General features: G+C 64.5%; 19 protein-coding genes and 1 tRNA gene. 8 read left to right on the top strand and 12 right to left on the bottom strand.

The window, feature by feature from the left end; all coding sequences use genetic code 11:
* The first annotated feature begins 233 nt into the window (after positions 1 to 233).
* Positions 234 to 749 carry a PDDEXK family nuclease gene (locus NFR41_RS00435; RefSeq protein ID WP_251230247.1) on the top strand — a complete coding sequence of 172 codons (516 nt, stop codon included), beginning with the start codon at positions 234 to 236 and terminating at the stop codon, positions 747 to 749.
* Between the two features lie 162 nt (positions 750 to 911).
* On the opposite strand, the gene NFR41_RS00430 is transcribed toward NFR41_RS00435, so the two are convergent.
* The 4 genes from NFR41_RS00430 to NFR41_RS00415 all read right to left on the bottom strand — a co-directional run bounded on the left by NFR41_RS00430 (position 912) and on the right by NFR41_RS00415 (position 6,158).
* Positions 912 to 4,022, bottom strand: a complete 3,111-nt coding sequence (locus NFR41_RS00430; RefSeq protein ID WP_285833833.1) for an AMP-binding protein — start codon at positions 4,020 to 4,022, stop codon at positions 912 to 914.
* 141 nt (positions 4,023 to 4,163) lie between these two features.
* The gene (gene menB, locus NFR41_RS00425) at positions 4,164 to 5,033 is read right to left on the bottom strand and encodes a 1,4-dihydroxy-2-naphthoyl-CoA synthase (RefSeq protein WP_251230246.1); all 870 of its coding nucleotides are present in this window, start codon (positions 5,031 to 5,033) and stop codon (positions 4,164 to 4,166) included.
* A 364-nt stretch (positions 5,034 to 5,397) separates the two neighbouring features.
* Positions 5,398 to 5,826, bottom strand: a complete 429-nt coding sequence (locus tag NFR41_RS00420) for a type II toxin-antitoxin system VapC family toxin (protein ID WP_160213258.1) — start codon at positions 5,824 to 5,826, stop codon at positions 5,398 to 5,400.
* A complete protein-coding gene (locus NFR41_RS00415; protein ID WP_160213257.1) occupies positions 5,823 to 6,158 on the bottom strand; it encodes a FitA-like ribbon-helix-helix domain-containing protein in 336 nt (111 codons plus the stop codon). Before NFR41_RS00415 ends, NFR41_RS00420 begins: the two co-directional genes overlap by 4 nt.
* A gap of 369 nt (positions 6,159 to 6,527) precedes the next feature.
* On the opposite strand from NFR41_RS00415, the gene NFR41_RS00410 reads away from it, so the two are divergent.
* Positions 6,528 to 6,603, top strand: a tRNA-Thr gene (locus NFR41_RS00410).
* A gap of 184 nt (positions 6,604 to 6,787) precedes the next feature.
* On the opposite strand, the gene NFR41_RS00405 is transcribed toward NFR41_RS00410, so the two are convergent.
* Positions 6,788 to 7,117, bottom strand: coding sequence for a hypothetical protein (locus tag NFR41_RS00405; protein WP_251230245.1), 330 nt, complete (start codon positions 7,115 to 7,117; stop codon positions 6,788 to 6,790).
* A 374-nt stretch (positions 7,118 to 7,491) separates the two neighbouring features.
* On the opposite strand from NFR41_RS00405, the gene NFR41_RS00400 reads away from it, so the two are divergent.
* Complete coding sequence (locus NFR41_RS00400) at positions 7,492 to 7,755, top strand: hypothetical protein (RefSeq protein ID WP_251230244.1); 264 nt, start codon at positions 7,492 to 7,494, stop codon at positions 7,753 to 7,755.
* A gap of 146 nt (positions 7,756 to 7,901) precedes the next feature.
* On the opposite strand, the gene NFR41_RS00395 is transcribed toward NFR41_RS00400, so the two are convergent.
* The 5 genes from NFR41_RS00395 to NFR41_RS00375 form a co-directional block, all read right to left on the bottom strand.
* Positions 7,902 to 8,852 (bottom strand): 4Fe-4S binding protein, encoded by a 951-nt coding sequence (locus NFR41_RS00395; RefSeq protein WP_251230243.1) that lies wholly within the window; start codon positions 8,850 to 8,852, stop codon positions 7,902 to 7,904.
* A 75-nt stretch (positions 8,853 to 8,927) separates the two neighbouring features.
* A complete protein-coding gene (locus NFR41_RS00390; RefSeq protein WP_251230242.1) occupies positions 8,928 to 9,071 on the bottom strand; it encodes a CD1871A family CXXC motif-containing protein in 144 nt (47 codons plus the stop codon).
* A gap of 1 nt (position 9,072) precedes the next feature.
* Positions 9,073 to 9,786 carry a TlpA disulfide reductase family protein gene (locus NFR41_RS00385; protein ID WP_251230241.1) on the bottom strand — a complete coding sequence of 238 codons (714 nt, stop codon included), beginning with the start codon at positions 9,784 to 9,786 and terminating at the stop codon, positions 9,073 to 9,075.
* 253 nt (positions 9,787 to 10,039) lie between these two features.
* Complete coding sequence (locus NFR41_RS00380) at positions 10,040 to 10,534, bottom strand: hypothetical protein (RefSeq protein ID WP_251230240.1); 495 nt, start codon at positions 10,532 to 10,534, stop codon at positions 10,040 to 10,042.
* Between the two features lie 16 nt (positions 10,535 to 10,550).
* A complete protein-coding gene (locus tag NFR41_RS00375; protein WP_251230239.1) occupies positions 10,551 to 12,140 on the bottom strand; it encodes a molybdopterin-dependent oxidoreductase in 1,590 nt (529 codons plus the stop codon).
* 264 nt (positions 12,141 to 12,404) lie between these two features.
* Here NFR41_RS00375 and NFR41_RS10470 point away from each other — a divergent pair, with 264 nt between their 5' ends.
* Both NFR41_RS10470 and NFR41_RS00365 read left to right on the top strand, forming a co-directional pair.
* Complete coding sequence (locus NFR41_RS10470) at positions 12,405 to 13,934, top strand: helix-turn-helix domain-containing protein (RefSeq protein ID WP_285833832.1); 1,530 nt, start codon at positions 12,405 to 12,407, stop codon at positions 13,932 to 13,934.
* A 127-nt stretch (positions 13,935 to 14,061) separates the two neighbouring features.
* A complete protein-coding gene (locus tag NFR41_RS00365) occupies positions 14,062 to 15,189 on the top strand; it encodes a Fic family protein (RefSeq protein WP_160213250.1) in 1,128 nt (375 codons plus the stop codon).
* 105 nt (positions 15,190 to 15,294) lie between these two features.
* Here the strand turns inward: NFR41_RS00365 and NFR41_RS10465 are convergent, their stop codons facing one another.
* On the bottom strand, positions 15,295 to 15,429 hold the full coding sequence (locus NFR41_RS10465) for a hypothetical protein (RefSeq protein ID WP_285833831.1): 135 nt from the start codon (positions 15,427 to 15,429) through the stop codon (positions 15,295 to 15,297).
* 87 nt (positions 15,430 to 15,516) lie between these two features.
* Between NFR41_RS10465 and NFR41_RS00360 the strand changes: the two genes are divergently transcribed.
* Both NFR41_RS00360 and NFR41_RS00355 read left to right on the top strand, forming a co-directional pair.
* A complete protein-coding gene (locus NFR41_RS00360) occupies positions 15,517 to 18,474 on the top strand; it encodes an excinuclease ABC subunit UvrA (RefSeq protein WP_251230238.1) in 2,958 nt (985 codons plus the stop codon).
* 131 nt (positions 18,475 to 18,605) lie between these two features.
* Positions 18,606 to 19,001, top strand: a complete 396-nt coding sequence (locus NFR41_RS00355; RefSeq protein WP_251230237.1) for a DUF488 domain-containing protein — start codon at positions 18,606 to 18,608, stop codon at positions 18,999 to 19,001.
* Between the two features lie 116 nt (positions 19,002 to 19,117).
* Here NFR41_RS00355 and NFR41_RS00350 read toward each other — a convergent pair whose 3' ends face one another.
* Positions 19,118 to 20,548 (bottom strand): response regulator transcription factor, encoded by a 1,431-nt coding sequence (locus NFR41_RS00350; RefSeq protein ID WP_251230236.1) that lies wholly within the window; start codon positions 20,546 to 20,548, stop codon positions 19,118 to 19,120.
* Between the two features lie 213 nt (positions 20,549 to 20,761).
* Between NFR41_RS00350 and NFR41_RS00345 the strand changes: the two genes are divergently transcribed.
* A complete protein-coding gene (locus NFR41_RS00345; RefSeq protein WP_251230235.1) occupies positions 20,762 to 23,011 on the top strand; it encodes an oxidoreductase in 2,250 nt (749 codons plus the stop codon).
* Positions 23,012 to 23,028: the final 17 nt, after the last annotated feature.

Below are 23,028 nucleotides of genomic sequence, written 5' to 3'. Positions count from 1 at the left end.
TGACCGTGGCGAATCTTGCTCGAGAATTGCCCCCTTTGCAGCTTGCCGAATGCGCGAGCGAGCTATGTTCGGCATACCGAAAGGACCCCCGAGACCCGCGCGGGATGCATGACCGGTCCCCCGTCCTAGACATCGCAGGACTGAGGGACTACCTCAACAGAACTTCCGGGGTAACAGGATCCAAAGCGGCCCGTCGCGTGGCTCCATTCATCGTTGAGGCGTCCGCCTCGCCTATGGAGACGACACTTGCCCTGCTGCTCTGCCTTCCCAAGCAAAAGGGCGGCATGGGATTGCCGAAACCCGAGATGAACGCAAGAATCACGATACCCCCGAACCTGCGCAGGCTCGCAAAGCGAGGGTATGTGAGAGCAGACCTCCTGTGGCGGCGGCAGAAGGTTCTCGTCGAGTATGATAGCGATTGGGCGCACGCCAACACGCGCTCCCTCAACGCAGATGCCGCGAAACGCAACGTTTTGCAGAGAATGGGCTATACGGTCATCACGCTCACGAAGGACCAGGTGAACGAATGGGGTGCCTTCTGGGAGTTCGCCTCGATTGTGTCGCATGCGCTCAGAAGGGGGCAGGGGCGAGACCTGGGGGATTGGACCAACCAGCAGGTGCGATTGTGGGCGAGCCGCGGATGCGGAACCGACTGTCCCGAACTGCCTTTTTCGGCTGATGATGCACCTTCGCCGAGGCTTCCTCAGCCAAGCCTGCTGCAGGAGCCCGCACAATCGGCAGGTTCGTGAATTATTCTGCATGAACCTGCCGATTGTGCGGGCTCCACGAGATGAAAGAAGGCCGCCGAGGGCGAAAGGACGCGAGGGCGCTGGCGATAGGCGAAGGGGGCGAAGGGGGCGGAACGCGCGGGGGCGGAGCGCTGGGCGCAAAACGGCTGGGCGTCTGCGGCGCTATTCTACGGCGATGCGCTCCAAAGTGACGGACTCGAGGGCCGGCTCGTTGAGAACGCAGCCCAGGCCCGAGACGAACGGGGGGCGGTTCAGGTAGATGCTGCCTGCCTCCACGGCGTAGGGGGGCGTGGCGATGTCGGTATGGAAGTAGCGGGCGGTGGAGCCGATGTCGCCGGGGACGTCCATGCCGGGCAGCGTCTCGAACGCGGCGGCCACGCGGCGGGAGATGCCAGTGTCGTACATGCCGCCCATCCACAGCTGCAGCCCGCGTTCGGCGGCCAGCGCCACGAAGCGCAGCGTAGGGGCGATGCCGCCCATCTTCCCCACCTTCACCGCGTAGCAGCGCAGCTCGGGATACGAAAGCGCCCGGAGCAGGTCCCGCGGTCGCGCAATGGACTCGTCCAGGCAGATGGGCGTCTTCATGGTGCGCTGCAGCTGGGCCAGGCGCGCGAACAAATCGCCCGGGGCCTCGCCTGCCCGGCCGCTGGGCCGCAGGGGCTCTTCGATCCAGGCGATGTCCAGATCGGCCAGCGCCCGCAGCTCGTCGGCCTGGCTCTCCCAGAAGCTCTGGTTCGCGTCCAGCGTAATGACGATGTCGGGGAACGCCTCCCGCACCGCACGCGCCAGAGCGTAGGCGCAACCGGGGGCCACCTTGAGCTTCAAGCGCTTGTAGCCGGCCTGAACCGACTGGCGGGCCGAAGCAAGCACCTCCGCCACCGATCCCATGCCGATAACCGCGCCGGCCGGCACGGCGCGCATGCTGTCGATCATGGCGGGAGCCGCTTCCGCCCCCGCCGAGCTGGGCGACCCGGCGGAAGCGCCCACAACGACGCCCGACGCTGCCCCCGTAACGGGCGCGCCGAAAACCGGGCCGCTGGCGCTGGGCTGAGCCGGTTCGGAGGCGCTCTCGGCAACGGCGGCGGCGCATTCCTCGGCATAGCATTCGTTCAGCAGCTTCCACAACGGCTTGCCCGTGATGCGACCGTACAGGTCCCACACCGCCGACTCGATAGCTCCCATGGCCAGCGGATACGGCAGCGCACCGGGAACGGCTGACAGCGCGTCGAACGCGTCGGCCGGATGGAGCATGGGCCGCCCGATGAGCGCCGGCGCCAGCGTGTCGCGCAGAACAGGCAGGTCGTCGCGAAGCGTTTCGGGCAGGTACCAGTCGCTGGAGAACGCCACGCACTCGCCCAGGCCGCTGCGCCCCTCGTGGTCGATCACCTGCACCAGCAGCGATTCCCGAGCCCTCAGCGTGCCCTTCGACGTGCGGAAGGGTTTTTTGAACGGCAGTCGGATGCGGTGCAGCACCACCTTCTTTACAAGGATGCGCTCGTCGAAGCGCTGAAGCAGCGCCTGGCGGTCGACCTTGCCCACGCCGGTGCGGGGAAACGCGTCCAGCGCGAACACAGCGTCGGGCAGGTACACCCTGGACAGCCGGTGAGCCAGGCCCTCGCGCACCTCGGCGGCCAGCTGCAGGTTGGTCTGCGCGCTCAGCTGCAGATCGGCAAGGGGATGAGGCGCCTTGCGCTCCACGAACGCCACCGGCCGCCGACCCCACACCGGGTCGGGCGCTCCGAAGACGAAGGCATCGGCCACCGCGGGGATGTCCAGCAGCTTCTTGCGGATCTCGGCGGGATAGACGTTCTCGCCGCCAGACACAAACAGGTCCTCCGTGCGCTCCTGCACGTACAGGCGCCCGTCGCGGAAGGCCGCGCTGTCCCCCGTGAGGAAGTAGCCGTCCACCGTGCGCGTGGCCCGGGCGTTCAGGTAGCTGTCGAACACGCCGCAGCCCTTCACGGCCAAGCGACCCACGCCGTCCTCGTCGGGGTCGATGATATGGGCGCTGTAGCCGGAAAGCAGCCGCAGGCCTCCTTCGTAGCCGGGCGTGACCAGACTGTTCGCAATCATGCTGGACGTCTCGGTCATGCCGTAGCTGGCGAACAGGCGCACCTGCAGCGTGATGCTGCGCGTCAGCGAGCTCTGGTTGGGCGCCGCCCCTCCCAGCAGCACGCAGCGATAGCCGCGCAGAGCCTGCTTGTAGGCGGCGCTCGATTCGGCCAGGTCAAGCAAGTCCTGCAGCATCTTGTCCACCACCGACACATGGGTGGCGCCGATGCGGGGAGCGTCGTCGAGCAGCTGGCGGGGATTGAACCCCTCGTACAGCGTGAACGACGCATCGGCCAGCACGCTGCGCACCATCATCTGGAAGCCGCCCACATGGTAGAGCGGCAGCGCCAGCTGCCAGCGGCTGGCTTCGGAAACGGACAGGTTGCGGTTGGCGATGCGCGCCGAAGAGCACAGGTTGTTCCAGGTCAGCGGCACGGCTTTCGACCGCCCGGTGCTTCCTGACGTGAACATGACCACCGCCCGGGCCGACGGCGAGAACACGCGCACGGCATGCTCGGCGAAATGGACGATGCTGCTTTCCGCTTCCGCGCGGCTGGTGGCGGCCTGCACGCGCGCCTGCTGCCGGGCACGACCGCGCCGCACCGACGCCGAGGAGGTATGGGGGGCCGGCCGCGCCTGCAGCGGCTGGGGCAGGGCTGCATCCCGCGCCCGAGCGCGCATGGCCCGGGTGGGAATGTCGATGCCGTAGTGCTTCGTTGCGCTCGCGTCGTCGAAGGAGATGCTGGTAGAGGCACTGCGCCGGCCGAACCCGGCAAGGGGGCCCGATGCGCCGCCCTGGGACAGCGCCCCTGCCGCAGCCCCCACAGGCAAGCCCGCCACCTGGGCGACGCACGTCTCCATCAGCTGCTCGGCCGTGGCCTGGTTCAACCGCGACGACAGCCGCACGCCGGGGGCGCGCTCCATATCGAATAGGCGCGACATCTTCTCCGCCTCGGTCAGGCGATGGTTCAGCAGCACCAGCCCGAAGCCGCCGTAAGCCGCCGCAAGCGACAGGAACACGAGCATGGGATGGTTCGCCAAATCGACGGCGACGTAGTCGCCCTGGCGGACGCCGTGGTCCATGAGCCGACGCGCGATGGCGGCGGAGAGCAGGCGAGCCTCCCAATAGGTGTAGGATTCCACGGACCCGTCCTTCGCCACGAAGGCAAAGAAGGTCCTGTGGGGATGCATCCGCACCGATTGTTCGAATTCGCCGATCATCTACCTACGCCGCAGCTCCTTGCCATCCGTCGTCTGTCATCTGCCGCCTTCCCGCCGAAAACGCAGCTGCCTGCCTGACGTCCCTTCGCGCCGCCTGCGCCGGAAGCGAGTGCGGCCCGAGGAAGCCCGAGGGCGCGCCTTCTACGGAAAGACCGGGAACTGCCCGAAGTCGGGGGTGCGCTTCTCCTTGAAGGCGTCGCGGCCCTCTTTCGCCTCGTCGGTGGTGTAGAACAGCAGCGTGGCGTCGCCGCCGAGCTGCTGCAGGCCGGCCACGCCGTCGGTGGCGGCGTTCAGCGATGCCTTCATCAGGCGCAGCGCCGTGGGGCTGAGGGCAAGCATCTCGCGGGCCCAAGCCACGCACTCCGCCTCCAGCTGGTCGAAGGGCACCACCTTGTTCGCCATGCCCATGGCCTCGGCCTCGGCGGCGGTGTACTGTCGGCACAGGAACCAGATCTCGCGCGCCTTCTTCTGCCCCACCACGGCGGCCAAATAGCCCGCGCCGTAGCCGGCGTCGAAGCTGCCCACCTTGGGGCCGGTCTGGCCGAACTTCGCCGTTTCCGCGGCAATGGTGAGATCGCACAGAAGCTGCAGGATGTTGCCCCCGCCGATGGAGTAGCCGTTGACCATGGCGATGACCGGCTTGGGCACCACGCGGATGAGGCGCTGCAGATCGAGCACGTTCAGGCGCGGGATGTTGTCCTCGCCCACGTAGCCGCCGTTGCCGCGCACCTTCTGGTCGCCGCCGCTGCAGAAGGCCTGGTCCTCGGGGCGTCCGTCATGGTTGGCGCCGGTGAGGATGATGACGCCGACGGAGGCGTCGTCGCGCGCTTCCGAGAACGCATCGTAGAGTTCGGTGACCGTAAGCGGCGTGAAGGCGTTGCGACGATGCGGCCGGTTGATGGTGATCTTGGCGATGCCGTCCATGGTTTCGTAGATGATTTCACGGTAGGACTTGCCCGCTTTCCAGGCGAAGGTCTCGGACTGCGACGCATCGTGCGTATCGTGGGCCATGGCTCCCCTTTTCCACCAAGTACGATCCAAACCGAGCGCTGCCGGCCGACGCGCTTGCGGAAAGCCGTTCGGTCAAGGTTTGCGCTCCACAGCAAAAAAGCCGCTGTGCGTTGAAGCGGCGTCGCGAGTGCGTTTAGGGGGTTCGATTGCGATGGGCCTATTATAGTCACGAATCTAGAAATGTCGCCCACAAGTTAGCCGCCGGGCGGAATCAACATGTTGTGTGCGCACAAGCGCCCGCCCGCGAGATACAGGGGATGGGGTTGGGGGCAAGAGCGGTCGGAGTCGGACTGCCGCAGCCGCTGCAAGCAAAGGCGAGGCTGCAGCCAAGCAAGAGGCCCACGCCGCTGCCTGCGTCCCGTTGCTAGTTGCCGGCTTCCCCGCAGTTGAAGGGGACCAGGTCGATGCTGTTCACGCCGTGCTGCTCGCACAGGGCGATAAGCCGCTTGTCCAGGGTGAACAGGGTACCCATGGTGCGGCGAGCCAGCACGAAGTAAAGCATGTCGTAGGTAGAGTGGTCGAGCCGCAGGCTTTCGGCAAAGGCCTCGGTGGAAAGCTCGGGCGTGGGCACGAAATCGTCGACGAGGGCGATGGCCTTGTCGTAATACTTGTCGGCCAGCTCCTTGCCAAGATGCTCGTTGCGGCGAATCTTGCGCACGACGCTGCCCACCTCGACACGATAGAGCTCGGGGGCGACAACCTTCTCGTTGCAGAGCATAAGACTTTGCAACCCGTTGCCCACAGGGGTTTGGCGCACCATTTCGATGGCAGCACATGCATCCAAAACGATCATGCCGCGTCCTCCTCTCGGGACTGGCGCACGAGCTCGACGCTGCTGGGCAGCTGATCGCTTTCGGGAAGCGGCGGGAGCTTCCGTATTTCTTCGAACAGCTGGCGGCGTTTCTCGATCAGCCCTTCCGACGGGTCAGGGCGACGACAAGACTCCTCGTAGATGCTGGTTTGACGGCGCCTGCGATCGCTGCGCGCAGGCGCAGGCCGCATGCCCAGATAGTCCTCAAGAATGGTGAGCGCCTGCTGGGAGATGCTGCGGTTCTCTCGGGCGGCACACGCGCGCAGCCGCTCGTAGACCTCGGTAGGGCAATCCTTCACCTGCAACGCGGGCATGACGGCTCCTTTCTCGCTTCTGCGGTTTTCGCAAGTATAGCATGCTTTCTGCATTCGTAACTCATGCTTTTTGTATTTCCTCATGCGTCGGAGTTCACCAGGCGCTCGCTCGGAACTGGGCATCGAGCGACAAGCCTGCGCGCACTTGCAGCGATCTGGCACTCGCCGAGCCCCCGCCGCGGTGCGCATACAGTGCATAGCGAAGGGGTTCTGCAGGATTTTGCGCGGAACCCCTTCGCTATGCACTCCCACCTGGGCTGTATTCGTGGCGAATTCGAGAGGTCGACAAGCCCGCAGCGAAATGTTCTTGCAGGTAGCTTGCCCCTCCGTTATACTTCATCCTTGCGTTTCTTCGAGAAGCGCCCTTTCGCCAACGTGGCTCAGCTGGTAGAGCAACGCACTCGTAATGCGTAGGTCAGCGGTTCGAATCCGCTCGTTGGCTCCAGGAATGCGAAGCGCCCCGTCATCTGCGGGGCGCTTTTCTTTTGCTTCAACCTTGTGGGCCGCCTGGGCTTTTATTGCCGCCGTGCAGCGCGTTTCTGCAGGCTTTTGGCCCCCGCATCATGAGGCAAACTGTATCGCAGCTGCAACCGTTGGAAAACCTGCAAGCTATTCGTGCTGCATCTCGATTACCGCGCACCGGTCACGGCAAGCTCGGCCGCACCCAGCATGCCCGTATCAACCCGAACCACCTCGTCGAGCTCGATTCTGGGATTTGCAACCAGCAGCTCTGCGGGGCCGTCAGCCACAACCAAGGTCGCACCCGACTTCTCTTCGCACGGAATGCGCCGCGCGCCCCCTTCGAGAAGCCTCGCAGCCTCCTGTTCGCCAGCAAGACGCGCGTGCAGTTGACCCACCGCGCCGCCGCAGCTCCTGCAGAAAGCCACATCGAGCACGATAGCCCGCCGACGCTTGCGGCGCATCGCCCTTGCCAGCCGCTCGCTCACCACAGCGCGCATGCCGCACCGCCTCCTTTCGCCTGGCCAGTGTAACACGACCACCACGCCGCCCAGCGTCGGCGGGCGCCGCCGGATACCGTCGCTCGCAACACGTACCGACGCACCGTCGCATTCACCTTACCGAACAACCGCGATGCCAGGCCAAACAAGGTCGCCGCCCCGAACCTGCACCTGTCCGGTGATTGCGACAGCCGTCTTCGAAGACCGCCACACAGCGATACGCTCCCCCGCCCCCGCCCATCAAACGCCCTCAACGCTTGAACAATGGGGGCGTTTCAGTTCGATGGCAGATGGCGCTCCTTCGGAATCGTTAGCTCGACCAGGCCTAAAGTAATGGTGACACCAACGAATCCGCCAACCTGAGGAGGCTCATCATGAAGCATTTCGCCGGCCATGAAGAGGAAGTCCACGAGCGCATCCACGCCGACAAGAAGGCCGACCGCGTAGAGGACGAGATCCGCCACGAGCACAAGGCAGCCGAAGACAAGTCCTATCACGAGATGAAGGCCGAGAAGGCCAGCTGGGAAGAGGACATGAAGGTGGGCGAGAAGAGCATGCGCCGCCAGGAGCACGAAGAAGCCGCCGATCTGAAGGACGAGGCTAACACCGACCTAGAGGAAGGCCGCACCATCGAGTAGCGGCGCCGGCGCAATTCCGCCCTTCTCGCGCAGCGCATCCCCCGCATTAGCAAGCCCGCATAATCGGCAGGTTGGTGCATTTTTTCTCACGAACCTGCCGATTGTGCGGGCTTTCGCCATCCGCTCGCTTCTCTTACTCGTCCCAGCTACTCGTCCGGCGCGCTGGCGCCCGCTGCCGTATTGGCGCTTGCTGCCGTACCGCCCATCGCGGCCTTCTCGTGCGGCACTTCGCCCTGGGCAAGGGTGGGCGCCTTGAGAGCGCTCCACTGAATGGCCGACGCAGGACAGACGCTCTTGCAGACGCCGCAGCGAATGCACTCGGCCGAAGTGGGAATGCGCTCGGGCGCCTCCACGTCCATAGGGCACGCTTCCGCGCACCGACCGCACTGTATGCACGCGCGGTCGTTCACCGTCAGCTTCACGAAGCTTATGCGGTTCATCAGGCCGTAGATCGCCCCCAGCGGGCACAGGTACTTGCAGAAGGGGCGGCTGACGAACACGGCCAGCACCAGAACGGCAACGGCGACGCCCAGCTTCCAGTCGAAGAGCGCGCCCAACATGGCCTGCAGCGAGGGGTTGGTGGCGATAAGCGGGATGCCGGCCTCGATGGTGCCGGCTGGGCAGAGGTACTCGCAGAACCAGGGGCTACCCAGGCCGAAGTTGTTGGTCGCCACAGCGGGCAGAAGCAGCACCAGAAACACCAGCACCAGGTACTTCGCCTTGCGCAGCACGCGGTCCAGCCGTTTCGGCACGCGCAGCTTCGGGGCGGGGATCTTGTACAGCAGATCCTGCAGAAAGCCGAAGAGGCACAGGAACCCGCAAACCAGACGGCCCACGAACACCCCCACGATGGCCAGGAACCCCAGCGCGTAGAACGACGCGGAGTACTGCGCGCCCATGGCCACGTTCTGCAAGGCCCCGATAGGACATGCCCCCGCAGCCGCCGGACACGACCAGCAGTTCAGGCTGGGGGCGCACACGTACTTCGAGTCGCCTTTGAAGATGATGCCCTGCCAGAGGTTCAGCAGAAACGGGTTCTGCGCCAAGGCGGCGGCCGCTTGAATACCCGCCCGGCGCAGGGCGTAGTTCAGCTTCACAGGCCGCTCCTTGTCGCAGGCGCCTCCTGGCAGCAGGCGCGCCGCGATGCCCTGGCCGAGTTCACCGCCATAGCCCTACCCGATGCCTATGCAGGAAAGGCAAACGTTCGTCGCGGCCATGAACAGGGGGTTCAGCTCGCCGCGAGCGATGCCGAACGCCAACGCCGCCACCCCTGCCGCAAGGATGACGAAGGGTGCCGCCTTCCGCAGGGCCGCCATGCTACTGCACGCTTCCCAGACGCTCTTCGATGAGCTCCAGGTAGGCGTCGGCAACGTCCTCGTCGCTGCCCAGCGCCGGCACGCCCGCCAGCCCCTGCCCCACCAGCTCGCCCTTGCTGTCCACAAAAACCGTGGTGGGAAGGCTGCTGACATAGCCCGTGAGCGACTGCCCCAGGGATTCGCTGTCCAGAAGCACGGGGAACGTGACGCCGCTCTCGCTCAGGATGCTCTCGGCCACCTGCCTGTTGAAGTCGCCATCCAGGCAGATGCCCACCAGGTTCACGCCCTCGGGCAAGCTCTGGTACAGAAGCTCCAGGCCGGGCATCTCCTCGATGCAGTAGGGGCAGGTGGTGGACCAGATGTTGACCATGGTCAGCTTGTAGTCGGCCAAATCCTCGTTCGTGAAGGTGGCGCCGTCCATGGTGGCGGTGGTGAAGTCCGTCATGCCGATAGTGGGCTGCGTGGTCGCCCCCGACTGGCCGCTGCCAGCGGCGGCGCCACCACCGTTTGCAGACCCGCCGTTCTGCGCTCCCCGGTTATCCTGCGCGGGCGCCCCGGCGGCTCCCTGGCCCTCCGACGCCCCCGAAGAAGAGCCGCAGCCGGCGAGCATCCCCGCGCTCAGGGCAACCGCCAGCGCCATGGCCGTCAGGGCCGCCGCCTTTGCGATCCGCTTCCGCGGAGCACCGCCCCGCACCGCTGTCACGTCTACGTTCATGATGCATCCTTTCGTCTTCATGGGCCCATCATACCCGCGAATCGGCCCGTCCACGAGAACAGCAGGGAAGCAGCCGAAGCGGGCCGGCGGCTAGCGACAAGCCAGCGGCCAAGGCTATCGAAAGCCGCTGTCGCGGTATTCAAGCGCCTCGCCGCAGGTATTCCCGATGGGTGCGCGGACGGCAGGCGCGCAAAAAGAGGCGCCCCTCCATGCGGAAGGGCGCCTGGGGTTGCGCGCGTTGGCTTGCTAGCCGCTACGACAGCATCGCCAGCACGGTCTGGATGGCAACGCCTTCGGCCTCGGCGTTCACGATGGCGCCGCCGCCGGCCACGTTCGTGGAGCAGGCGCAGCCTATGATCATGGACTTGGCGCCGTCCTCGCCGGCCAGGTCGGCCACGGTGGCGTCGAACGCAGAGCCGTTGCCGGTCACATGCAGGCAGTTGGCGGCCACGCACTGCTGGGCGTAGGCCGGAGCCGCAGCGCACAGCGTGGCGGCAGCCTTGTTGAACATGCCCGTGATGGAGGCGGTCGGAGTCACCACGGCCTGGTCGTAGGCGAACTCGCCCTGGACCGCGGCCTGCTTCACCGCACCGGAGCCCTGGGCCCCTTCGGCGGCCTCGGCCGCAGCCTGGGGCACATCAGGTGCGCCTTCCGCAGCCACAGCGGTTCCCGCGCCCGCCAAAGCCGAGCTCGCCAGAACCACGGTGCCCATGGCGGCGCCCCACTTCTTCGCAGTATCCTTCTTCATGGTGCGTCCCCCTTCCTTATTCCGTCACCTTGACGATAACCGACGCCGGACGGTAGGGCTCGGAGCCCTCGGAATCGATGGTCTTCACCTGCAGCACGTAGGTGCCGGCCTTCTCGGGAGTCCAGGTGCCCTCCCAGATGACCCACTGACCCTGGTCGAAGCTGTCGGGAATGGCGACCTCGGTCCAGTTGTGACCGTAGTCGGCGCTGAACGCCACGGCCTTCATGGTGTGGCCCATGTTCGCGTTGTCGAAGCAGTAGCCCTTGATCTCGACAGCATCGCCCACCTTGTACTCAAGGCCGTCCTTGTTCGGAGCGAACCAGCCGGAGCTCTGAACGCCCTGGAACCCGTCGGGGAAGGCGGCCATGAGCGGCCAAGTGCCCGCGGTAGCCTTCTCGTTCTCGCCGAACGTGATGGTGGTGATCCACTTGTCCCAGAAGGCGCCGCCCACGCCGGGGATGACCATGGTCAGCGGATAGCCCTGGTCGGCGGTCAGCTCGTGGCCCCACATCTCCAGCGCCAGCACGGCGCCCTGGTCGATGAGGAACTGGATGTTGCACTCGTGGCCCCACTTGTCCTCGCCCATGCAGGCCATGGAGATCTTGCCCTCGGGGATGCCGCCGATAGCTTCGATGAAGTCCTCGACCTTGACGCCCTTCACGGGGAAGTTGCCGATCATCGTGCCGTTCACGGGGTTGGTCATGCAGATCTGGGTGGCTTTGATCTCGGTCTGCGGCATGGCCTTGAGGTCGGCCAGCGTCAGCGTCTTCTCCTCGTTGGCGCCCTTGACCGTCAGCTTGAAGTTCTCTTCGGTGAACTGCGGCACGTCGTAGTTGTCGGCGATGAACATGTCCTTCTCGTCGAACACGGGCTGCGACAGCTCAACGTTGACGGACAGCTCGCGATCGAGCACCACGTCGGTCAGGCTGTCGTTGTTCCACTGGCGCAGGTTCAGCCACTCCTCGGCCACCGCCGGGTCGGCCGAATCACCGTAGCCGGCCATCTCGGCGGAGTACTTGTACTCGTCCCACATGACCATCTCGCCGGCCAGGTTCGTGGCGTGGCAGCTCCAGCAGTTGCCGTTCTGCTCGTCGGTGAACGTGGGGTTTGCGTAATGGGACGCATGCAGCACCGCGGACAGGCGCGGGCCGCCGAACTTCACGTTGTAGCGATGGCAGGCCATGCAGTCGTTGGCGAAGTTGTCGTAAGTCTGACCGTAGCCAGCCGGGCTTGAGAGCACGTGCTGGATGGGGCTCAGATCGCCCATCACGTCGTACAGGTCGGTATGGCAGGCGCTGCATCCGCGATTGCCGTCGTTGATGAAGTCCACGTTGTAGTCGGTCTTGGTGAACGAGCCGGCGTCCTTGTTCTGGAAATCGCCAGGCATGGCGAAGGTGTCGGCCGCGGTGTTGGCGGCCTTGTCGTCGGCTTTGTCGGCCTCGGGCTCCGCAGCGGCGGCTGCGGGCTGCTCGGTCTTGGGCGCGGTGTCGGCGGCGTCCCCCTTAGGCGCCGGCTGGTTCGCGCATCCGGCGATGGCGAACACCGACAGCGTCAGGCTCAGAGCCACCGCTGCGATCGCCGCTTTCTTCAACCCCTTCTTCCTCATGAATTCTCACCTCCATGTAAGAGTTCGAATACGTCTGCCGTCGCCCCGCAACCGATTCCTCCTCTCCCCCGCTCTCTCTGGGCGACGGCCGTACCCGAACGTACCAACTTCGGGCAGATGCTGCCTAGTCATTCCTCGATGATTTTCTGACCAGGCAAAACGCAAACTACGTAAAAATCAATGAGGTGCCGATTCCATCTGGGACTATACTTTCCAGCCAGCAGAAGGCCACAAGTACGGCCTTGTCCGGGAAGGAGCGGCGCGATGGGAGTTCTGGCCACCATACGGGGCAACGCGACCGCCCTGCACCGGGCGCGGCTGATACTGCTGGCAGGGGCGCTCATGGCCTTCACCGGATGGTGGGAACTGCTTCACGAGCTGGCGCGCAACTGGATTCTGGCGGTGTCGTGGCAAGAGGAGTTCGCCTCGCCCGCCCGCTTCTTCACGACCTTCCACTGCCCCAGCCGCGCCCTGGGCATGCTCATCGGCGCCGGCGGCTATCTGCTGCTCTCTCGCGAAAACCGTCAGGAATGGGTGCGGCGAATTCCCCTGGTTGCCTGGGTGGCCATACTAGTGGCCATCGACCTGCTGCACTTCGTCGCGCTCTGCGAGCTGTACCTGTACCCGCTGGCCGCACTGCTGCACATCGCCGCCAACGCCATCCTGGTGTACGGCTTCATCGGCGCCGCCCAAGTGCTGTTCGAACGCCCTGCACAACTTTCGGCCCTGGTCGCCATAGCCATTGCGTCGGGCCTGGCCCTTGTGAACCTGGTTGTGGTGCCCGTTTTGGACAAATCCAGCAGCCCCTGGTTCGATGAGTCCTGCAGCCTGGCATTTCTGCTGATAGCATGCCTGTGCTCCTACGGATTCGCGCGACTGCTGCCCACCACTGCCGACCCGCGCTTGCAGTCGCTGCTGATACAGGCGCGCATCGTGGACTCGAAGGAGCCGCGCGCCCTCATCGCCCACCTGGTCATGTACGGCGCAGTGCTGGGATTCCTGCACACCATCGGACGGCGCGTGGTGTACGGGGAGACGTTCTCCACGGCCGGGGTTCCCACCATAGCCGTGGACGGCAGCATTCCGCTGGGCCTGGGTGCGCTGCTGGCCATCGCGCTGGTGCTGGTGCTGCACACGCGTCGCGAGTGCACTTTCGCCCGTGTGTGGAGCACACTTCGAAAGGCAGTGTTCACGCTGGCGGTGCTGGAGTTTCTGATGGTGCCGCTCGTGTCCATCGCCATCCCCGCCGTGGTGACCGGCGACTGCGCGGCGGTGCTGTACCAGATGCTGTTCATCATGGGCTGCTGCCTCATCTACAAGGAAAGCGACTGCACCGGCACCGGCCTTGCCGCCTGGGGGATTCTGTTCTCAAGCTTGGGCCAGTTCGTAAGCGGCATCATCTGCGAGTACACCATCCGCCAAGTGCTGATGGACTCCGAGCTGTTCGCCGTGCTGCGCATCGTGGCGTTTCTGCTGTGCACCCTGGCGACCTTTTGGGTGGGCTCGGACGCCGACATCAAGAAGCTGTGGGGCCTTCGCCGCGACTACCTGCCCAAACAGTACCAGGACAAGCTGGTGCGCGAAAAAGTGGCGGCGTTGGCGCAGCAGGCGTCCCTTACCAAGCGCGAGCAGGAGGTGCTGGTGCTGCTGGCCCAGGGCGTGCGGGCCGACGCCATCGGCAACCAGCTGTTCATCTCGCCCAACACCGTGCGCACCCACATCCAGAACGCCTACGGCAAGCTGGACATCCACTCGGTAAAGGAGCTGAACGCCCTGCTAGCGGACGCGGCGTAGGGGCTAGCGCGGACGGGGAATTCCACACTGATCCCGACCATCTCTGTATGCCGTATAATGAAGGACGAAACAAACTCACATTCCAAGATGAAACCCGCGTAAACACCTGCGGGAAAGAGAGCATCACATGACGGACATGAAACCGTGGGGCTTCGAGCTTGAACCCTATATTCGCGAAGCAGAGCCCGAACGTGCACGGCGAGGCAGAGACTGGTCGACCGCTATCGGCCTGCAGGCCGTAGATGGACTGTCGCCCTCGACGTACCTGATAGATACCGCCAAACAGCACATCGAAGGCCTCATCACCATTGATCAGGTACGAAAACGAATCGACTCCTACTACGAGCGAAAGCAAGATCGAACCCAGGAAGAGCTGGAATCAAAAGAAGCGGACGTGGTCTCCTCGCGCATAGCGATGATCCTCGGGGAAACTGCGTTCACGTTCTCTCCTTCGGCGTGGAAAAGGATTCACGGGCGGCTGTTCGAAGGGCTGATTGAAAGCGCGGGATCGTATCGAACGTACAACATCACGAAGCGGGATTGGGTGCTGAAAGGCGACACCGTTCGCTATGCCCCCTGGGAGAACATCGACGAAACCGTTGACTACGATTTCGCTAAGGAAGCCTCTTTTTCCTATGCTGGATTATCAAGAGCAGAAATAGCCCATCACATCGCCTCCTTCGCTTCCGGCATCTGGCAGATTCATCCTTTTTGCGAGGGGAACACGCGCGCCACCGCAGTATTTATCGTTAAGTACTTGCGCACATTGGGCATCGATACCGATAACGACTCGTTCGCAAAGCACTCCTGGTACTTTCGCAATGCGCTGGTAAGAGCAAACTACAGCAACATCGACCACAGGGTGCATGAGACGTCGCGGTATCTGGACGAATTCTTCGAGAATCTTCTGATGGGGACGCAGCACGATCTGAGAAATCGCCGCTTGCATGTCGATTGGCCGCAAAGCGACCCTGCAGGGCATCTCGCAATCGACGGCAACACGGAGCGCGAGAAAGCTTGCACCGAACAAGTGACCGAACAAGTGACCGAACAAGTTGCGCGGCTCCTCGATGCGCTTGGCGACGAGGAGCTTTCCGCAGCAGCTCTCATGGACCGACTTGGCCTGAAGCATCGGCCTACGTTTCTATACACCTACGTCCACCCCGCACTTGCGCTTGGGCTCATCGAAAGGACAATCCCCGACAAACCCAACAGCCGCCTGCAGAAGTACCGAAAAGCCCGCGCCATATCCTGACCAGCGACGCAATGCCCCAACGTCCCGGCCGGATGTCCGCGAACGCGATACGGCGGCGCGGTTAACGACATGGAATGCGCCCCGCTAACGGACGCGGCGTAGGGGCTAGCGCGAGCGAACGGGGAATTCGGCGCGGGCGACATCGAGAAGCTCTTGCTGGGAATGCACGTCCATCTTCGCGAAGGCGTTGCGGGCATCGACACCACTGGCCCGTCCTTTCCCGCCGTAGCCGAAGGGCAACCCGACGATTCTTTGCCAAACCTGCGATTTCTGCCGGAAACGGGCGTCGCTGGCGTAAAGTGGTGAGTCCGAGAAAAAGGAAGCGCCATGCAACACACCGACACGTCGAACGCCCGCAAATCTGCCACACCTGCTAGTCGCGCCGCCAGCAGCATGTCCGCAGAATCCGCGGGCCGTTCCGCCACCGCAGGCTGCACGGCCAGCGCCGCACACAACAACCGCGCCGCTAGCTGCACGACCGCTGTCGCGCCCGCCGATTGCGCCGCCAGCTACTCCGCAGCCGCCGCGCCCTCGCTCGCGGCCCAGCCGGCGCAGTTCACCGAGCCCGACACCATCCAGGTGCGCGGCGCCCGGGTGCACAACCTGAAGAACCTCAGCCTGGACGTGCCCCTGCGGCAGCTGGTGGGCATCGCGGGCGTGTCGGGATCGGGGAAGAGCTCGCTTGCCCTGGGCGTGCTGTATGCGGAAGGCAGCCGGCGCTACCTGGAGGCGCTTTCCACCTACACGCGCCGGCGCATCTCCCAGGCCGGACGCGCCACCGTCGACGAGGTGCTGCACGTGCCTGCCGCCCTGGCCCTGCGTCAGCGACCCGGCATCCCCGGCGTGCACTCCACCTTCGGCACGTCCACGGAGCTGCTCAACTACCTGCGGCTCATGTTCTCGCGCCTGGCAAGCCACCGCTGCCCCAACGGGCATATGAACCCGCCGTCGCTCAACGTGGCCGCCGAGGCGCCCATCACCTGCGAAACCTGCGGCGTGGAGTTCTTCGGACCCGGCGCGGAGGACCTGGCCTTCAACAGCGGCGGGGCGTGCCCGGAGTGCGGCGGCACCGGCGTTGTGCGCGAAGTGGACGAATCCACCCTGATCAAGGACGAGAACCTCACCCTGGACGAAGGCGCCGTGGCTCCCTGGGGGCACCTCATGTGGTCGCTTATGGTGGACGTCGCCCGCGAAATGGGCGTGCGCACCGACGTCCCCTACAAAGACCTCACCGACGCGGAAAAGGACATGGTGCTGCACGGCCCCATGGAGAAGCGCCACATCCTGTACGTGCCGAAGGACAAAGGCAGCGCCACGGAGCTTGACTTCACCTACTACAGCGCCGTGAACGCGGTGAAGAACGCCCTGGCCAAGGCCAAGGACGAGAAGGGCCTGGCCCGCGTGGCGAAGTACCTGCGCGAAGCCCCCTGCCCCGCCTGCCACGGCACCCGACTTTCGGAAAAGGCGCGCAGCAGCCTGATCGACGGATTGAACCTTGCCCAGGTGACCGCCTTCACTTTGGACGAACTGCGCGACTGGCTGCCCACGGTGGCACCCTGGCTGCCTGCGGAGATGCGCCCCATGGCCGCCTCCATCACCTCCGAGATGCGCGAGCCTATAGAGCGCCTGGAGCAGCTGGGGCTGGGGTATCTGTCCCTCGACCGCGCCAGCGAGACCCTCTCCAACGGCGAGCGCCAGCGCGTGGCCCTCACCCGCGCGGTACGCAGCCGCACCACCGGCGTGCTCTACGTGCTGGACGAGCCGTCCATCGGACTGCACCCGGCGAACGTGGAAGGGCTGCTGGGGGTCATGGACGACCTGCTGGCCGACGGCAACTCCGTAGTGATGGTGGACCACGACGTAGACGTGCTGCGCCATGCGAACTGGCTGGTGGAAATAGGCCCCGGCTCCGGCGCGAACGGCGGGCGCATGATAGCCCAGGGCACCGTGGCCGACATCGAGACGAACCCTGCCTCCCGCATCGGGCCGTTCCTGTCCGGCGAAGCGAAGGTGCGCGTGCGGACCCCCGTCGCCGAATCCCACCTGTTCGACGAGGGCACCATCAGCTTGAAAACCGGCGCCATTCATACGGTGAAGCCGCTGGAGGCGGCCATCCCGAAGGGACGTCTTACCTGCGTCACCGGCGTCTCTGGCTCGGGAAAGACCACCATGGTGCTGGAAAGCCTGGTAGAAGGCCTGAAATGCGAGCTTGCGGGGAAGTCGCTGCCCGCCCACGTGCTGTCCGCGGATGCCCCGGACATCAGGCGGGTGGACCTGGTGGATGCAACCCCTATCGGCGTGAACGTGCGCTCAACCGTGGCCACCTATTCCGGCGTGCTCGACGACCTGCGCCGCGAGTTCGCCAAGCTCTCCGATGCGAAGGCCCGCGGACTTAAGGCCGGCGATTTCTCCTACAACACCGGCAGCCTGCGCTGCCCCACCTGCGACGGCACCGGCCAGATCTCGTTGGACGTGCAGTTCTTGCCCGACGTGGACATCCCCTGCCCCGACTGCCGAGGCAGCCGCTACAGCCGCGACGCCTGCGCCGTGCAGATGCAGATGGAGGGGAATGCGAAGGCAGGCGCGGAAGGGACCAACCGCACGTCTGCACAGGGGCTCCCCGGAAAGACCACTCCGCTTCCCGCGGAATCTGCGCCCGGCACGGGGGTGCCACGCGCAGTTCCGCACGAGCGCCAACGCGAAGCGTTGAGCGCGAGCTCAGGACTGTCTGAGCATGGTGCCCCCGTGCCGGGCGCAGATTCCGCCCCAGGCACCCACGACCACGCGCGCGACTTCGCCGCCATCCACACGCTGTCTCTTCCTGAGGTGCTCTCTCTCACCGTTGACCAGGCGATTTGCGCTCTTGCACACGTGAAGCGCGTTCACGACAAGCTGCAGGTGCTGCACGATCTGGGCCTGGGCTACCTGACGCTTGGCGAGGCCACGCCGGCGCTTTCCGGCGGCGAGGCCCAGCGGCTGAAGCTGGCCAGCGAGATGAAGCGAAACCAAAGCGACGCCCTCTTCGTGTTCGACGAGCCCACCATCGGGTTGCACCCTCTGGACGTGGCGACCCTCATCGGCGTGCTGCAAAGCCTGATCGAGCAGGGAGCTACCGTGGTGGTCATCGAGCACGACCTAGACATGATCGCCAACGCCGACTACGTGGTGGACATGGGTCCGGGCGGCGGCGAGCAGGGCGGAACCGTCGTCTGCGCCGGCACGCCCGCCCAGGTGGCGGCCTGCCCGGCCAGCGCCACCGGCCGCTACCTGGAAAAGGCGCTGTAGCCCGGAAGACAGCCCGGCAAAGCCGGCGTAACGGGAGCCCCACAATTCCGAGAGCGACGGACGCCGGCCGCACAATCGGCCTATGCTTGGTGCGGCGCGCCGTATTGCGCACCAGGTTGAAGGAGGTCGCTATGGATATTCGGATCAAGCGCGTCTACGAGCCCTACGACCCCACCGACGGCTACCGCGTGCTGGTGGACCGCGTGTGGCCGCGCGGGCTGACGAAGGACAAGGTGCACTACAACCTGTGGGCGAAGTTCCTGGCGCCGTCGACGGCGGTGCGCAAGGCCTTCGGGCACAAACCCGAGAACTGGGAGTCGTTCCAGAAGGCCTACATCGCCGAGCTGGACGCCAACCCCGAAGCCCTGGAATTCGCCCGCAAGCTGGGCAGCGCCGAGTTCGCAAAGCAACTGGCCAGCGAAGGATTAGACAATCCGCCACACATCACGCTGCTTTTCGGCGCCAAAAACCAGACCATGAACCAAGCCGTGGTGCTGGCAAGCTGGCTCCCCAGGCACAAGAGCTAACAGCCGCTGCGACAGCCGTCCCGCCAGCTCCTTCCACCCCATGGAACAGTGCACGAGGGCGGGGTTCTGCAGGAATTCACGCAGAACCTGCCTCCCGTGCACTGCACAACCGCAATCTAGTCGGCGCGCTCACCAACCGACGGATGGCCCATCATCACCAGCAGCTCTTCGCGCTTATGCACGCCGAGCTTCTTATAGATGTTCTTGCAGTGCGTGCGGGCCGTCGAGTTAGACACGTACAGCTCCCGCTCGATGTCAGGCAGCGTCTTGCGCTGCGCAAGCAGGAGCAGCACCTCCTCTTCGCGTCGAGTAAGACCGTACTGCTCCGAAACCGCCGAGCAGCAATCTCCCAGCGTTTGGTAGTATGCCGCTACCGGGTTCGCCTGGGACTCATCCTTCATAGTACCCCACGACGTGCGGTAGTCTCGCTCCGTCAGCAGCGTGACGAAAGCGACGGCCACGACAATCGCACAGGCGAATGCGACGGTGTAACGGACGGCATCCGGCTGCAGGGACAGAAGCCCTCCGGCAGCCGACCCCGCATCGTAGGAAATGCGCTCGATGAACCCGAGCAGCCCAAACATCCAATAGGAATTGATGGCGTAGCGGCGACACACGTTGCACAGCAGCGCCATGATGAGCACGCTGAAGCACAAATAGCCTGCGTTCACGCTTCCGCCGGCTGCCACCAGCGCCACGTCCCCGCTTCCCGTGAAGAGCAGCAGGCCCACCATAAGCAGAAAGAGGGTCAGATAGTACAGCATGCGAGGATGGACCGAGCGCCTTTTCGCCTCCATGACGATCGTAAGGACCGCAGCGCACAGGAAAGCACCCAGGTACGTAGCGGGTTCCAAATCGACCGGAATGTGGCTGCGCACAATGGCCGCAACGAACAGCGTGACCAGCATCAACGCATAAGGCCGCACCGGTATGCGCAGCCGGCCCGATTCGGCGTCCGGCAAAGAATCGGCGGCCGCGCACAGCTTGCCGCGGAACCGCCGCCCCCAGACAAGCAGCACAAGGGGAATGGCAGCCAGCAGCACCACAGCGAGCACACGGGCCTGCGCGAACACGACGACGCTGGCCACGGCCGATCCCAGAAAATGGCAGAACACGAAGGTCGCAACGGTGCAGCCCAGCGACACGCCCGTGAACAGCTCCGAGAACTTCAGCAACGCAAAGCACCAAAACGCGCCCACGCCCACAGAGCCGATGACTATCACCAGCGAGGCTACGAGGGAATGGCTTACGAAGCGGGCCAACAGTATCAAGGCTACCCCCGCGCTCGCTGCTATGCATACCGAAGCCAGGAACGACGGACTACGGAACAGGATCCGAGCCCTTCCTGCAACCAGCGAAACGATTAGGAACAGCGGTGTCCGAACGAGCTCGGCACAGTTCACAGGATTGAGTCCCGAAGCCCCCGACGAGTTGCCCAGGAACGGGGTGAGTGCATCGAAGAGGATGAACAGGCTCATGCCCAGAAGAAACGGCGTCTCGAGCAGCTCACCGGGAACCCAGACCTTCGTATTGCCAAACCTCGCCACGCTCCCCCCTTCCCTCGCTTCGCATTGTAGCAAACCCGAGTATCGCCTTGCGAAAAGCGCTACTCGTTTTCCCAGATGAGAAACCAAATCACCCGTTTTATCGCCCGCTCGGCCGAAAAAGCGCCCCAAGAAATAGCCCCTTTCGTAGACCTCGTCGGCAAACGGAATCGGAGATGATCGCCCGGTCCGCAAACGACAACGCAAGGAGGGGACATGAGCATGCAGCATTTAGCCAGCAAGCCGGTGTCGCGCCGGAATCTTCTTACCGGAGGGGCGGCAATCGCAGCTGGCGCGCTTATCGGAGGAGTGGCGACGGGGATGACCGCCTGCGCATCCGCCGACCAGAAGGGCACCTCGTCGCAACCATCGAACGGCACGACGAAGCCGGCAACCTCCCAGACCACGGCACAGGCTGTCGAACTCAACCCGCAGGATGACTCGTTCGAGGCGAACACCACCGACTTCTCGGCACTGTTCCAGCCGATACAGCTTGGTGGCAAGCAGTCCAAGAACCGCATCGTGAAGAGCGCGGCCGGGTCCTACGCGGTCAACGAAGCTGTGAACGAGCAGGCGGTCGGCTACTACCGCGAGCTTGCTCGGGGTGGAGCGGGCGTGATAGGCGTGGAATTCTGCGACTGGCTGATCGAGGACGAGAACTCGCTCAAGCCCATCGTCGACGCGATCCACGAGGAAGGTGCCCTGGCCGGCGCCCAGATCTGGGGCATGTGGACGCAGTCGTCTTCCAGCAAGAACTCCATCTCGCAACTTGAGCAGACCGCCGTCGAGGGAGGTATGCCGCACCTGCCCCTCACGACCGACGAGGTGCACGCGTTCCAGCAAGAGAAGATCGCACTCGCCCAGCTACATTACGCCACGGGCTTCGACATCATCGAGCTGAACGCCGGCTGCGACCATACCTTCGACACGTTTCTCTCGCGGTTCTGGAACACGGAACGCGACGACGAGTACGGCCCTCAAAGCCTGGAGAACCGCGCTCGCATCCTCACGGAGATCATCGAGGAAATCAAGCGGACATGTCCCGGGGTCATCGTGCACGTGCTCTACAACGGCGTGGAGGAAAACGTCGAGCAGCTGGGTGACAGCGAGCTGTGCATCACCCCCGAGGAAGCAGCGGCTTTCGGAAAGCTGTTCGAGCAAGCCGGTGCCGACATGCTGCAAGTGCGTTTCGGCACCTTCGGAAACCACGCCGCAAACTTCCTGACCGACCTCATGTTCGTAGGCGCCCCGGGCAACACCGGGCTAGGCACCCAGGTAGATTTCAGCCGCCACTACCGCGGACTCGTGAACGGCAGCCACGGGGGCATCGGCGCACTTATCGATGTAGCGGCGAACGTGAAAAAGGCCGTGGGGATTCCCGTGGGCACCGTCGGCGGCATGGATCCGCGACTCGCGCCCGACCTGGTGAACGATGCCGTCGCTGATGGGAAGATTGATTTCGTCGTCATGAACCGGCCCCTCGTCGCCGACCCCCATCTGCCGGAGAAGCTGCGGTCCGGGAGGATCGACGACGTCCGCCCCTGCAACCACTGCTCCAACTGCTTCATGTCGGTCATAAACCCCGATGGCTTCGGATTCTGCCGAGCTAATCCAGCCCACACCCGCGCTTTCACCAACGAGATGCCCGAGGGATACGAGCCGGCAAAGGCACAGGTTTCGAAGAGGGTTATGGTAGTGGGCGGAGGCCCCGCAGGCATGGAGGCCGCCGCCGTTGCCGCCCAGCGAGGACACGAGGTCACGCTCTACGACGACAAGGGAGCGCTCGGAGGCACCCTCGACTTCGCCGCCTTGGTAAAAGGACCGCACGAGCGCATCGCAGATTTCAAGGAATGGCAAAAGCGACAGCTGGAATCGGGCGGAGTTGCCGTGGTGACGGGCACGACGGTGGATGCCTCCCTGGTGAAAAGCGAGTCGCCCGATGTCGTAGTGCTGGCAACAGGGGCGTCCGACCCGGGCGTGATGCTCAAACCCGCGGGAAGCACGGTCGTCCTTTCGATGGAGGAAGCCGCTACCAGCGAAGTGACAAGTCCCGTCTGCATCGTCGGGGAGAACCTGCGGGCGCTGGACCTTGCGAACTACCTGCTCCAGCAAGGTAAAAACGTGTCCATCGTGCACGAAGGGGCGAAGGAGGACCTGGCACCCGAGCAGGCACCGTGGCCGCGCGCCATGCTCATAAGCCTGCTTGAAGGAAGGGGTTCCCAAATTCATCACGGCACGTCTAACGTCGCAGTGGTGGACGGCGGCGTGAGCTTCACAACCTCCTATGGATTGGAGTGCACGCTTCCGGCGGCATGCGTTGTGGACTGCGAGCCGCTCGTTCCCAACGACGCCCTGGCCCGCGAGCTTGACGGAATCTGTGACGTCATCGTGGTCGGCGATGCCGAGACGCCCTCCAATATCATAAACGCCGTAGCCACCGGCAATCTGAAGGGTCGGCAAATCTAGGGCACCCGGCCTTCGCC

The organism is Adlercreutzia aquisgranensis (assembly GCF_943193145.1).
GTDB classification, from domain to species: Bacteria; Actinomycetota; Coriobacteriia; order Coriobacteriales; family Eggerthellaceae; genus Xiamenia; species Xiamenia aquisgranensis.
This window is presented reverse-complemented; position numbering and strand designations above follow the sequence as displayed.